Origin of the sequence: Candidatus Accumulibacter vicinus (assembly GCF_000584955.1) — a bacterium.
In the GTDB taxonomy this organism is placed as follows: Bacteria; Pseudomonadota; Gammaproteobacteria; order Burkholderiales; family Rhodocyclaceae; genus Accumulibacter; species Accumulibacter vicinus.
This window is the reverse complement of record NZ_JDSS02000024.1, coordinates 227,514-239,990: the sequence shown is the minus strand read 5'-3', so window position 1 is coordinate 239,990 and position 12,477 is coordinate 227,514. Positions and strand designations below refer to the sequence as shown.

Sequence of the window (12,477 nt, the reverse complement as noted above, 5' to 3'; positions counted from 1 at the left end):
AGGGCGGCGGCCAGCGGCAACCATTGCAGCGTCGCCAGCGGCGGGTAGCCAGCCTGTGTGGCCCAGAGAATTTCACTCACAGGATCACCACGAAAGTCGCCATGACCATCAACATCAGATAGCGCGGTTGTTCGAGCAGCGATTCGATGGCATCCGCGTAGTGTCCGGCGCGTTGCAGCGACTTCTCCATCGCCCCGCCGCCGCTGAGCAGCAGAGCGCTTTCCAGACGCTGCATGCGGTTCGCGAAGTTGAACAGCGCGTGACCGGCCAGGCCGTGGCCACGAATCAGTTCGTCGGCAGCGTCACCGGTGTCAGGGCGTTCATCGTCGCGGGGGGCGCCGACGAGCGGGTCGATGAAACGCTCGTCGAGTGCCCGCACGTCCCGGCCAAGCGCCAGCGTCGGGCGCGTCAGCAGGCTGTTGGCCAGGGGCTCGATCCAGAAACGCTGCAGCGCCGCCGTGTACCCCCATCGTTGCCTGGCCAGCCAGCGCGGCACCGGGGGTGCCGGCTGACCTACCAGATGCATGTACGCCGGCGCGAGCAGAAACTGATACGCGCGCCAGGCGGCATGCAGGCCTGCGTGGCAGGCGGCCAGCCAGAACAGTCCGAGACCGCAGCAGCCGACCATCAGACCGACCTGGGTCACGGTCGAGAATACCAGCGCCGACTTGACATCGCTCTGTACCAGCGCACAGAGGCCGCCGTACACGGCGGTCGCCAGACCGACGACCGCCAGCAGTGCCAGCAGGTCGGGCACCTGTACGAGCAGGCCCTGCAGACGACAGAGCAGATAGACGCCAGCGTGCACCATCAGCGACCCGTAGAAGATCGCCGAAGACGGCGTCGGGCCTTCGAGCGCACGCGCGATCCATGGCGTAAACGGCAGTTGCGCCGATTTGACCAGCGCTGCCAGCACGAAACCGAACGCCAGCAGGCGCGCCGTGACTTGGGCCAGGCCGCTGTCGCCGGTCAGTCTGGCCCACTCGAGGCTGCCCGCCGACCATGTCGCGAGGGCGATCCCGAGCATGAAACCGGCATCGCCAATACGGTTGCAGAGGAAGACGAACAAGGCGTTGCCGGTCGCGACCGGTCGTTCCCAGGCGTAAGCGATGAGTAGCCAGGAACTGAAGCCGGCGAGTTCCCAGCCGACGAAGGTCAGCACCGCATTGCCGGCCAGGACGATCAGCAGGATGCCGGCAAGGAACAGGCTCATGCCGAGAAAGAAGCGCGGAAAAGCGACCTCCCGGTGCAGATAGGTAGCCGAAAAACGTAGTGCAATCCAGGCGATCAGGGCAACCAGCGTCGCCGCCGGCAGGCTGTAGGCGTCGGCCACGAAGGACAGGCGAATCGCTACTGCGCCGATACGCAGCCATTCGCCGGACTCCAGATGCTCCGGCAGGGTGCCGCCAATGGCCAGCAGATCGAAAACCAGCAGGAGCAGCAGCGCCGCGAGCGCGGCCGTGCTGGCGATGGCAGCCGTCAGCGGCTCGCTGGCATCGCCAGCGCCGCGGCGCAAGAGCAAAAGAATGGCGATCAGCGCGGCTGACAGCAGCGGCAACAGCGGCACCAGCCAGAACAGATGGCTGGCCAGGGCCAACATGTCGAACAGCCCGTCGGGTGCGCTCATGCCGTCACCACCGGGCGCCGCAGCAAGGCTGGCGGCAAGGGTTCGCGCTGGCCGGCGAACCAGTCGGACGAACGCTCGGCCTCGGGCACGTCCAGCGCCGGCTGGCCTGTTGCCTGTGGACTCCAGGGTTGCCAGCCGGTCGCCGGCGCGAAGAGATGGATGGCTCCCGTCTGGGGGTGTTTGGCGGCGAGAATGACCCAGTCCTTGCCGATCAATTCCTGCAGGGGGGGCTGTCGCTGGTAGATCGCGCTGATGATTTCCAGCGTCTGTTCGACGATCACCAGCAGTCGCATCGGTTCATGGATCTCGACCATCTGCAGCGGCAGGCCGGTGCGCAGGTCGGAAGTGGCCCCCTGCATGATCCCGAACAGCCCGGTCAGGTTGTGCATGATCTTGCTGCCACAGCCATAGCCTTCGTTATTGACGGTCGAAAAGTAATACTCGAGGCTGATCCCGGCGCCGACCGGGCCAGCCGCCAGCAGGGTTGCTTCGAGTACGCGCCCGTCGGCATCCGGCAGCGGATCGTAGGAAATCAGGAACACCCGTCGATCGAAAAAGGCCCCGCGGCTCATCGTGCGGCGGCCAATGAAAGCCGCCGCCACGGTCGCATGTCCGAGTTCGGGCCGCGCCTGCGCGATGTCCTGACGCCGGTTTGCCAGGTGCGCCTGCGCCTGCTGCGGCGAAGGATCGAGTGGCGCCGACGCGAAACGACGGCAACGCTCGACAGCGTGGCGGCGCGCCGCTTCCTGAGCGTCGCGGCGCAGTGCGGCAAAGGCCTCGCGATGGCTGTCCGGCAGTTGCTCGAGGTCGTACCAGACGAAGCTCTCATCGCAGGTGTTGTGCTCGGCGCCAATGAAGTACGTCGTTTCCGGGATGACGAGTCCCTGCCGTGCGAGTTGTGCACGCAGTGCTGGCCGGTTGGCCATGGCTGCAAAGACGCGTGCATTCGGTCCGCCGTGGCGGCCGGAACAGGCGCCGCAATCGTAGGCGGCGAGATGCGGGTTGTTACGGCTGTCCGAACCGTGGCCGACGATCAGCACCAGCGGCGCGAAGTGGCTTGTCAGGCCGATGCTGCGCAGGAAAGTGCCGACGCGGGTTACCTGCTCCTCTTCGCTGAAGCCGATTCGTGGCGCGTCGCTGCTGGCGACCCGGTCGGCTTCGCCGGGCGCAGCGGTCAATTCGAGTGCGCCTGGCAGCGGCTTGTCGAAGCGGTCGCGAGCGCGCTCAAGCAGTCGCCCCAGACGTCCCGGCGCCAGCGTCCGCGCCAGTAGCGCGAGCAGGGCCCAGGGTGCGGCGGCAATGCTCAGCAGAGCAGCCTGCAGCCAGCCGCGCCGGCTGCCCTGATGCAGGCGTTCGCGCCACGCCAAGCGTAGCTGGCGACGCTGCTGATGCCGACGGTATGCCGCCTCGGTGCCAGGTGGCAGGGTCTCGCGTACGGTATTCGCCGGGCGTACGACGATTGGACACAGGGCTGTCGGCGCTTTGTCGTCGAGGCCCTGCCAGAATATCGGGGTGCCGAAGAAACCGGCGGCACCAAAGGTTTCAAAAGCCGGGTTGACCTCTTCGAGATGGCGGCGACTGCCCTCTTCGCGGTCGTCCATGCAGAAAACCCACTGCGCCTGGGTTTTGCCGGCCAGTGCCGGTGCGCGGCCATGATTGGCGAGCAACGCCGCAAAGATCTGTTGCCGATAGTGATGTTCGTAGGCCAGCAGCCAGAGCAGGCCACGCTGGTTGTCAGTCAGGGAATCGGCACAACCCAGCAAGGCCTCCACACCGGATCGACCGATTTCGCGCAGCCTGCGACCAGTCAGTCCCAATCTTTGTGCCAGGACGAACAGTGGCCAGGCGGCCAGTGCTTCGGTGTCGGTCGCTGCGGCGTCGGGGTTGCGCGCCTCCACCAGGCGGCGGGCGAAATGCGGCCAGTCGCCATGCGCCGCCTCGGCCGCCAGATGCGGCCGCACCTGGTCGAGCAGGTCGTCCGGCAACTGGCGACTGCCGGCCGCGTGCCTGACCACCAGCTCGGCCGGATGATCGATCAAGTAGCTGCCGAGTTCGCCGAGCCGCAGGCCCCAGACGCGGCGCAGCCACTGCTCGGCATGGATGCGTTCGAGCACCACGCAAACGGCGAGAAAATCAGTCAGGCTGACTGGCGGATCGCCGGCTCCGGCGTGCGCTTCATGCCAGTGGTACATGCCGGCCCAGCCCGGCAATTCCATTGCCAGTCGCTGCAGATAGGCGTTGCAGCGCGCATCGTCCATGCCCAAAGGCTGCAGTTCGTTGGCGATCACCTGCAGCGGGTCGTCGGCGAGTTGCTCGATGTCCTGGCGCGCGCCGGCGAATTCATCGAGTTCCCAGGTCCAGTCGCTGCCTGCGCTCTGTCGCCACGCCACAAAAAACCCCTGTGCTCGTGCCGGGTTTTTCCAGGCGGCCAGGCCGTGATCAAGGTGTGCCGCAAGATGGCGAATCAAGGCCACCTGCAGTGCCGGTCGGATATCCTCACCGGTCAAATGGGCGAGCAATGCGCCGAGCGTCCATTCGTTGCCGAGACGGTTGAGCAGTTCCTGCCAGATCGTCGCGGCAGTAGCCGCCGAGGGCTCGGTGCAAGTGACGGCGGGCCGGGCAATCGGCCCGTGCAAGGCGCACGCCGTTGCCCAGAGGTCGGCGACGGCCGCGGTCTCGTCGTGGCCGTCCAGAGCGGCGGCGTTCAGCAGCCGCTGCCGCACGAACGGGTCGAGATCTGCCTGCAGGCGCTCGCATGCCGATTTTTCCTCGATTTGCCAGCGCAGACGGGTCGGTGAAATGGTTTCCGTCGGCTGCAGCAGTGCCGCCTGCAGGATCTCGCCGCGACGTAAGCCGGGCAGCGCATCGCCGGGCAGCCACTCGCCGGCTCGGGTTTCGGGCAATTGCCGCAAGGCAGCAGCGAGATCGTCCGCGTTCACTCGTCCTTCCCGGAACAGTTTCCGGCAGCGGCCCTCGTCGAGCCAGGGACGTGCGCCGGTCAGGCGGGTGGCTTCGCCGAGCGCCTCGGCGAACGGCAGATGCTGGAAGGCGTGCAGGGTGTTGTGATGAACGAAATCGCGCAAGGGGGCCTGTGCCGGCAGCTGGTGCGCGAGTTGCCGTAGGCCGGCCTGTAGGCGCTGCAAGCCGGGTGTGGCGGCGGCAATTTTCGGCGAGACGGGTGACGGCATGCGCGGAACTCGCTCAGGCACCGAAGGGAGTGGCCAGCCGGCTCAGCGAAGTGGCCATCAGGCGCAACAGTGGTGCCGGCAGGAGGCCAATCCAGACGATGCCGCCGGCCAGCAGCCAGGCAGCCGCACATTCCGTGCGATTGAGATCGGCGAAATGCGCCACCCCGGCCGACGCCGCACCGACAGGCCGTTCGGGTCCGGTTGACAGGCAGCGAATGGCGCGCAAGGCGTAAGCGGCAGAAACCAGCATAGCGATTGACAGCAGGACCAGCCAGCCTCCCCAGCGGCCATAAGCGCCGATCAGCACCTGCAGTTCGGCGATGAAACCGGCGCTGCCAGGCAGGCCGACCGAGGCCAGCAGCGTGAACACGATCAACACGGCGAAGCGCGGTGCACTGCGATTGAGCGAACCGTAAGTCGCCAGATCGCGGCTGTGCGTGCGCTCGTAGAGCAGACCGATGAGCAGGAACAGCAGCCCGGCGGTCAGTCCATGCGCGACCATCTGGGTCAGCGCACCGCTGAGTCCGACCGGGTTGAGCGCAGCGATGCCGAGCAGGACGACACCCATGTGCGAGATCGACGAGTAGGCGATCATCGCCTTCAGGTCAGTCTGCCGCCAAGCCAAGACCGCACCGTAGATCAGACTGAGCAGGGCCAGCAGTGCCAGCCAGTCCTGCAGCGCCAGTGCTGCTGCCGGCAAGGTTGCGGCCGCACGGATCAGCCCGTAGGCACCCATTTTCAGCAGGATTCCGGAGAGCAGGATCGAGATCGGACTCGGTGCCTCGACGTGCGCCAGCGGCAACCAGCCATGCAGCGGGACGATCGGCATCTTGACCCCGAAACCGAGCAGCAGCCCGAGAAAGACCAGAATCTGCGTACGCACCGGCAACTGCGCGCCACCGGCGGCCAAATCGACCATCGCGAAGCTGTGGCCGGGGGCGACATCGTAGAGCAACAGCAGCGCGATCAGCATGAATACCGACCCCCCCAGCGTATACAGGACAAAATTGAGTGCTGCCCGATGACGGTTGACGCCTCCCAGGCGGTCGATCAGGAAGAACAGCGGGATCAGGGTCAACTCCCAGCAGACGTAGAACAGCGACCAGTCGCGCGCCGTAAACACGATCAGCAGCGAGGTCTCAAGGATCAGCAACAGCGAGAAATACAGTTTGGCGCCGCTGCGGATGCTGGTCGAGGAGAAGATTGCGACGAAACAGAGCACCGTCGCGAGCAGCACCATCGGCAGCGAGATGCCGTCCACGCCGAGCGCGAAATGCGAACCGACGCGCGGATTCCACGGCCGGGTTTCAAAAAACTGGATATCCGCGCTGGCGGGATCGAAGTCGAGCAGCAACAGGCCGGCACAGAACATCGTCGCGGCAGCGATGGTGCTCGCCAGATGGCGCAGCAGATCGAAGCGGCGGCTCGGCAGCAGCGACAACAGTGCGGCACCAAATAGCGGCAGCAGCAACAGTGTCTTCAGCATCGCCGGACAAGGGCCCCGGAAAGCGATGCCGCTCCCCTTGCTATTCTTCTTTTCATGGACCACGATTATGCCAGCATTGGCTGCGGCCGCACCGCCCCAGTTCCCGGTTTCAGCGTTTTGGAGTCGAAAGATGAGTCAGACAGTCTGCAAGAACCTGCGTATTCATGGCCGGGTTCAGGGCGTCGGTTACCGCTGGTCGCTGTGCGCCGAGGCCGAACGGCTCGGCCTCTCCGGCTGGGTCCGCAATCGTCGCGACGGCAGCGTCGAAGCGCTGGTCAGTGGTCCGGTCGAGGCGCTTGACGCGCTGCTGTGCTGGGCACAGCGCGGACCCTCGATGGCCAGGGTCGATCGGGTTCTCTGCAATGAAGGCAATGCTGCCGAAATCGGCACGGCGGACGGGTTCCGGCAGATTGCCACATGCTGAAGCTTCCCTGCTGATCACGACAAATTGGCATGCAGCCGGCAACTGCACCAACGGCCATGACTGTTCCAGTCCTCCGATATTCCATTCCCGCCAGCGGGACCGACCAGACGGCCGGACCCGCCGTGCACGCCTTACTCCCGGGGGCTGCGAGCGCGTGTTGTTCGGGTCCGATTGACGCGTGTCCAGGCGCTGGCCAGCAGACAGAAAAGCATTGGTACGCTGATCAGCGTCGCCGTACCCGGCGCGGGAACGGGCGTGAGGCTGGCGGCAGCAGAAAACATGGGGGCACTCGGGTTGGTCTGATCAATGTCCCAATAAGCCAGCTGGCCCAGCACATCGCTACCCAGCACGTTGTCGTCGAATGGATTGTCGGAGGAGTTCAAGGCAATGCCTACCGGGATCGTGAAGCTCGGGAAGCTCGGGTCGCTGAACAGGTCGAGCTGGAGTTGGGTCATGCCGACTGCCATCGTGCCAAAGTTCGTTTCGACCTGTCCTGTCGGCAGGGTGCCCGGATTCAATCCCAGCAGCAAAGCCAGCCGGGAAGAAATGATCGTGTTTGAAAAACCGCTCTTGAGAATGAAGGGGATGTCGGATTGCGTGGAGAAAGCGCTGCTGATATCGACGCCCAGCTGGAAGCCGCCATCGATTGCCTCCTCGCCCAGCGGCACGGGGTGGCGAAAGGGGGTGACCTCCTCGGATTTGGTGCCTTTGGGACGGCCATCGGGATTGGTGGCGACTGGTCCGGAAAAGGCCAGGAAACTGGCGATGGCGTTGGCCGTCGCCACGCCGCCCGTCGCTCCCTGACCCTTGGCCACGAAAAAGTAGTAGCCATCCAGTCGCCCGCTGCTGTCGAAGTTGGCTTCCAGATAACCGCTGCCCAGGGTGGCTTGTCGCCCGGGCGGAAGAGTTCCCACACTGGCCGTGGTGGGCAGGGGGGGCGAGCTCGCTGCCTGACCACCAGGGGTGACGGGCGCACTGCTGAAGCCGATGCCGGCGCCGGCCGGGATGCTTGCTCCGGTGGTGGTCGGCGATACTCCGTTAATCCCTCGCTCGGTTCCCGGCGTTCCCCCGCTGACGCCCAACTGGGTTCCGACCGCGGCAGTGACTTTCAACTCGGAGCTGGTCGAGCCGCCGTCAATCAGGGTCTTGATGGTGATGTCATTACCTGCAGTATCCTTGGCCTTCAGGTCGATGAAGGGACGTGTATCACCTGCGGTAGGTGGCGCGGCCAGGGGGACAACGAACACGTCGGCCGCGGCACTGCCCGTTTGCAGCATGCCGACGCCGAGCAGCAGCCATGCGCCAGCGGCTTTGCCCAACGGGTGTACGAGTAGTCCATTAAATCGGCCACGGCAGGAGAAGCCGACAACGCACGCCAGGCCGACCAGTACAAGAAGCAGGGCGCCCGGTTCGGGAACTGCGGCGGCGACGCGAACCTGGGCCCATTCGTCGCCAGTCGCTTGATAGTCCATGCCGCTGGAGTCGCCCGAGAAGAAAACCGTGGCATGGGTGACGGCAAACGCCTCAAGAGGTATGCTGGCGAGCAGCATGGAACTGAACTCGCCCGGCCGGTACTCGTGGTCGAATCCAGCGAGTGGCTGAAAAACCGACAATGGCAGACCGCTGGCCGTCAGTTGGTCGATGGGGTACTCGGTGGAGTTGATCGTATAGCCCACGTTCTGGAAAGTCACCGTGTATGGGCTGGTATTTTCCAGCGTGATCCGCAGGGTGTCGTTCAGCGGATCGTAGGCGAAATCGAAGTTGGACTTGGGCACCGGAACGCGAAACGGAGCCGTGGGGAATGACCATGCCTTGGTCAGCACCGTTGGCTTCTTGCCCATGCCGAAGATGCCGAAGTGCCGTTTCGTCGTCGGTGAATTGGGAATCGTGTTGGAACCGGCGAAGCGAACGATGGTGTTGTTGAAGCCCGGCTGAAGGCTGGTGCTGCGAGTGGGGTCGGCGAAAGCGTTGGTGATGGAGGTCTCTCCGCCGCCGGTGATCTGGGCTGCGACGTCACCGACAAGTAGAAACTCGAAATCGGTGGCCGCGCGTGCATCGGTCTGGTAGTAGTCTTCGTTGATCATCCAGTCCACTGCGATGGCCTGGGCAACCGGCAACAGACCGACGACAAAAACGGCCATGTGGCCGAGCAAAGCCTGGAATCTGTGGAACATGTTGTGCTCCTTTATAAGTAAGTGTTAATTCTCCGAAGTATTTTCTCCATTTTGGCAAGAGCGGTTGGTGAGTGGCTGACGCGACTTTCACATTAAGGGGCAGTTTCCCCTTGGCAAGCAAAGCAAATTCCATGCTTGTTAATGCAAGCAACTGATGTAATGGCTATTTATCTTCGCGGGCAGCGCTGTCGCTTGATCCGGTGTAAAAAACTTCGACACCGGATCAAGATTTCTGATCCGCATGTGGTTCGCTGCGGGAAAGGCGGCAGGGATTCAAACTCCTTTTTCGCAGGTCGAGCAATCCACCTGGAACAGCGTGCGGTCATCCAGGCGCACGGCCGTCAGGTGACGACCCCAGAAGCAACCGGAATCGAGTGCCAGCAGGTTGGGCTCGATCCGCAATCCGAGCGCCGACCAATGGCCAATCACGAGAACGTCAGCGGCGCTGAGCCTGCCGGGAATTTCGAACCATGGCAGTTGGCCAGGCGGGGCGTCGGCCAGCTCGCCCTTGGTCTTGAATTCCATGACCCCTGCGGGCGAACAGAAGCGCATCCGGGTCATCGCGTTGACAATCACCCGCAAGCGCGGCCAGCCCTGCAGGTCTTCGTTCCACGCCGCCGGTTCACTGCCCCACAGATTGGCCAGGAAATCCTGGTGAGCGGGACCGGTAAGCGCTGCCTCGACCTCTGCGGCCAGCGCGCGTGCCCGGGCGACGGTCCATTGCGGCAAGAGTCCGGCATGCACCATGCAGAATTCGCCTTCGTGGTGGCACAGCGGTCGATGTCGTAGCCAGTCCAGCAGGTCTGCACAGTCTGGGGCATGGAGGATCTCGTCGAGCGTATCGCCCTTGCTACGCCTGCCGGATCCTGCGGCCACCATCAGCAGATAGAGGTCGTGATTGCCGAGGACAGTGACTGCGGCGGGGCCGAGATCACGCACGAAGCGCAAGGTGTCGAGTGAGCGTGGACCACGGTTGACCAGGTCGCCAACCAGCCACAGGCGGTCGCCTGCAGGGTCGAAACGGCACTTCTCCAGCAGTTTCAGCAGCGATTCGAAGCAGCCCTGAATGTCTCCGATTGCGTAGGTCGCCATGCTCGGTGATCAGACGGCCGCGTATTGCTGCCAGCGCCAGGCATCGGCGCACATCTGCTCGATGCCGCGGCGGGCTTGCCATCCGAGCAGGTCGGCGGCGAGCTGTGGGTCAGCGTAGCATGTGGCCACGTCGCCCGGCCGTCGCGGCACCCGTGCGTAGGGCACTGGCCGACCGCTGGCGGCAGCGAAGGCGCGCACCATGTCGAGGACCGAGTAGCCACAGCCGGTGCCGAGATTGACGGTCAGCAGGCCGCCCTTGTCGAGCAGATAGTTCAGAGCCGCGAGGTGGCCTTCGACGAGATCCATCACATGAATGTAATCGCGTACTCCGGTGCCGTCAGGCGTCGGATAATCGCTGCCGAAAACGCTCAACTGCGGGCGTTTGCCTGCGGCTACCTGGGCGACGTAGGGCAGGAGGTTATTGGGAACACCATTCGGTTCCTCGCCAATCAGGCCGCTTTCGTGCGCGCCGACAGGATTGAAATAGCGCAGGCGGGCGATCTGCCATGCAGAATCGGCGTGCGCCAGATCGGCCAGGATGTCCTCGATCATCAGCTTGCTGGCTCCGTAGGGATTGGTCGCCGAACGTGGGAAGTCTTCGCGGATCGGTACCGAAGCCGGGTCGCCGTAGACCGTGGCGGAAGAACTGAAGATCAGGGTTTTCACAGCCGCTTCGGCCATCGCCTTGCATAGCGCGATGGCGCCGCCGACGTTGCAGTCATAATACCGTAAAGGCTGCACGACCGACTCCCCGACAGCCTTCAGACCGGCGAAGTGAATCACGGCATCGATCGGCGTCGCGGCAAAAATCGACCGCAATGACTGGTGATCACGGACATCGCCCTGGAAGAAGAGCGGCCGTTGCCCGGCAATCTGTGCCACCCGATCGAGCACTTCGCGCCGGCTGTTCGAGAGATTGTCGATGACGGTCACGGTGTGACCGGCGGCGAGCAATGCGACGCAGGCATGCGAACCGATATAACCGGTTCCGCCGGTGACCAAAATATTCATCCGCCAGTTTCCGGGAGTCTGCTGTCATGGTTGGCATTGCGTGTCGATAAGCGCTTCGATACTCCGACACGTGCCTTCCTTACAGGTAAAACATTCACGCTCCCTCCAATTTAAACAAGAAGTTTAAACCAGGAATTCGTCGCGGTGCCGTCCTTCTTCTGTTTCAAGGCGAGTCAGCCAGTTTGGCGCCTTGCCGCGACCCGACCAGGTTTCACCATTAGGGCCACGGTATTTGACGGCGACCGGTAGCCGGATTTTGCCGGCAACCATTCCCATTGCCCCGGCCATTTTGAAGCCAAGGTCTGCCGCCGTCAGGTCGTACTCGGCAATCAATTGCTTCATCCGACCGATCACTTCCGACAACTCTGCTTGCCGAGCTTCTTCTATCTGTTTTTCAAGCATCGCACGTTGTGCGAGTAGTTCCTTATAACTGGCCATACACTACTCCCTGGGGAAAAATCGTCTTATACACCTTAATCAAATGATTGCAACAGGTTGCCGGTTATTTGTCAAGTGAAATGACCGACTGCTCGCGTGCCCATGTAAAGCCGTGGCGCCGATGCTGCAGATATTCAATTAATTTAGAAGAAAAAGCCGATTTTACACCCCTAATCTTGCGGAAGTTTATTGCTTCGAGACAAGGGATATAATGCCGAATAAGGTTAAGTTGGCGCTAACGTTTCGAATCGCTGTGCAGATGCCGATAGCGGCCAGCATGGAAAATCAGCGGATCGGTGGCCTGGCCACGGGTAAAGCGCTGGACGCGACCCAGAAAAATAAGGTGGTCGCCGCCCGGATAATGCGCCTCGTGACCGCATTCGAACCACGCTGCGCAGCCTTCGAGAAGGGGTACTCCGGCCAGCCCTGGCGTGAAGACGAGTGCGTCGAAACGACCCTCGTCACGGCTGGCGAAACAGTTCGAGATGGCCTCCTGATCGGCGGCCAGGACATTGACGGCGTAATGACCGGCGTGGCGAAAGGCTGCGAGTCGAGGGGAGTCGCATGCGAGGCTCCACAGGATCAAGGGAGGGTCGAGGGAAACGGCGTTGAAGGAACTGATGGTGAGGCCGATCGGCGTGCCGTCGGTGGCCAGTGTGGTCAGCACGGTGACGCCGGTGGCAAAGCTGCCGAGTGCGTCGCGAAAGTCTCGGCAGACCAGATCCTTGGCAGCCTGTGCGGGACGGATATCGCTGTCGGGAAAGTCGACCACCGCTGCTTTCAGACCATCCGGGGAGGAGCCAAGAGGGGTGCGCATCAGGCGACCCGGACGCGTTGTACCGCCAACGTTGAACGTTGGTAAAATGATTCCCGGATTCCTGAGTTTTGCGCTGCCACGGATCCACCGGATACCTGTAGAAAACCCGTCATTATCACCGGGCAGCTTTCACTTGTCGAGTCGATTCTGATGCAGCGCCATTCCCGCTTTCGCGCGCAGACATTTACCGAGACGCCCGCAGGGGATTATCTGCGGCGCT

9 protein-coding genes are annotated in these 12,477 nt (G+C 63.3%); 1 reads left to right on the top strand and 8 read right to left on the bottom strand.

The window, feature by feature from the left end:
* Positions 1 to 76: 76 nt before the first annotated feature.
* From CAPSK01_RS11710 to CAPSK01_RS11700, 3 genes are read right to left on the bottom strand one after another with little or no spacing between them, the layout of a single operon-like run.
* Positions 77 to 1,627, bottom strand: a complete 1,551-nt coding sequence (locus CAPSK01_RS11710; RefSeq protein WP_273703557.1) for a proton-conducting transporter membrane subunit — start codon at positions 1,625 to 1,627, stop codon at positions 77 to 79.
* Positions 1,624 to 4,815, bottom strand: coding sequence for a DUF2309 domain-containing protein (locus CAPSK01_RS11705; RefSeq protein ID WP_273703556.1), 3,192 nt, complete (start codon positions 4,813 to 4,815; stop codon positions 1,624 to 1,626). Before CAPSK01_RS11705 ends, CAPSK01_RS11710 begins: the two co-directional genes overlap by 4 nt.
* 13 nt (positions 4,816 to 4,828) lie before the next feature.
* Positions 4,829 to 6,301: an NADH-quinone oxidoreductase subunit M gene (locus tag CAPSK01_RS11700; protein WP_034926507.1), complete on the bottom strand. Its 1,473-nt coding sequence runs from the start codon at positions 6,299 to 6,301 to the stop codon at positions 4,829 to 4,831.
* Positions 6,302 to 6,431: 130 nt separating this feature from the next.
* Between CAPSK01_RS11700 and CAPSK01_RS11695 the strand changes: the two genes are divergently transcribed.
* Positions 6,432 to 6,725: an acylphosphatase gene (locus CAPSK01_RS11695; RefSeq protein ID WP_034926503.1), complete on the top strand. Its 294-nt coding sequence runs from the start codon at positions 6,432 to 6,434 to the stop codon at positions 6,723 to 6,725.
* Positions 6,726 to 6,856: 131 nt separating this feature from the next.
* On the opposite strand, the gene CAPSK01_RS11690 is transcribed toward CAPSK01_RS11695, so the two are convergent.
* The 5 genes from CAPSK01_RS11690 to CAPSK01_RS11670 all read right to left on the bottom strand — a co-directional run bounded on the left by CAPSK01_RS11690 (position 6,857) and on the right by CAPSK01_RS11670 (position 12,257).
* On the bottom strand, positions 6,857 to 8,899 hold the full coding sequence (locus CAPSK01_RS11690) for a hypothetical protein (protein WP_034926501.1): 2,043 nt from the start codon (positions 8,897 to 8,899) through the stop codon (positions 6,857 to 6,859).
* Positions 8,900 to 9,172: 273 nt separating this feature from the next.
* On the bottom strand, positions 9,173 to 9,991 hold the full coding sequence (locus CAPSK01_RS11685) for a symmetrical bis(5'-nucleosyl)-tetraphosphatase (RefSeq protein WP_034926500.1): 819 nt from the start codon (positions 9,989 to 9,991) through the stop codon (positions 9,173 to 9,175).
* A gap of 9 nt (positions 9,992 to 10,000) precedes the next feature.
* Complete coding sequence (gene galE, locus CAPSK01_RS11680; protein WP_034926498.1) at positions 10,001 to 11,002, bottom strand: UDP-glucose 4-epimerase GalE; 1,002 nt, start codon at positions 11,000 to 11,002, stop codon at positions 10,001 to 10,003.
* Positions 11,003 to 11,125: 123 nt separating this feature from the next.
* Entirely contained in the window at positions 11,126 to 11,440 is a 315-nt protein-coding gene (locus CAPSK01_RS11675) for an H-NS histone family protein (protein ID WP_034926496.1), read from the bottom strand.
* 235 nt (positions 11,441 to 11,675) lie between these two features.
* Positions 11,676 to 12,257 (bottom strand): flavin reductase family protein, encoded by a 582-nt coding sequence (locus CAPSK01_RS11670; protein WP_273703555.1) that lies wholly within the window; start codon positions 12,255 to 12,257, stop codon positions 11,676 to 11,678.
* Between the last annotated feature and the right edge of the window lie 220 nt (positions 12,258 to 12,477).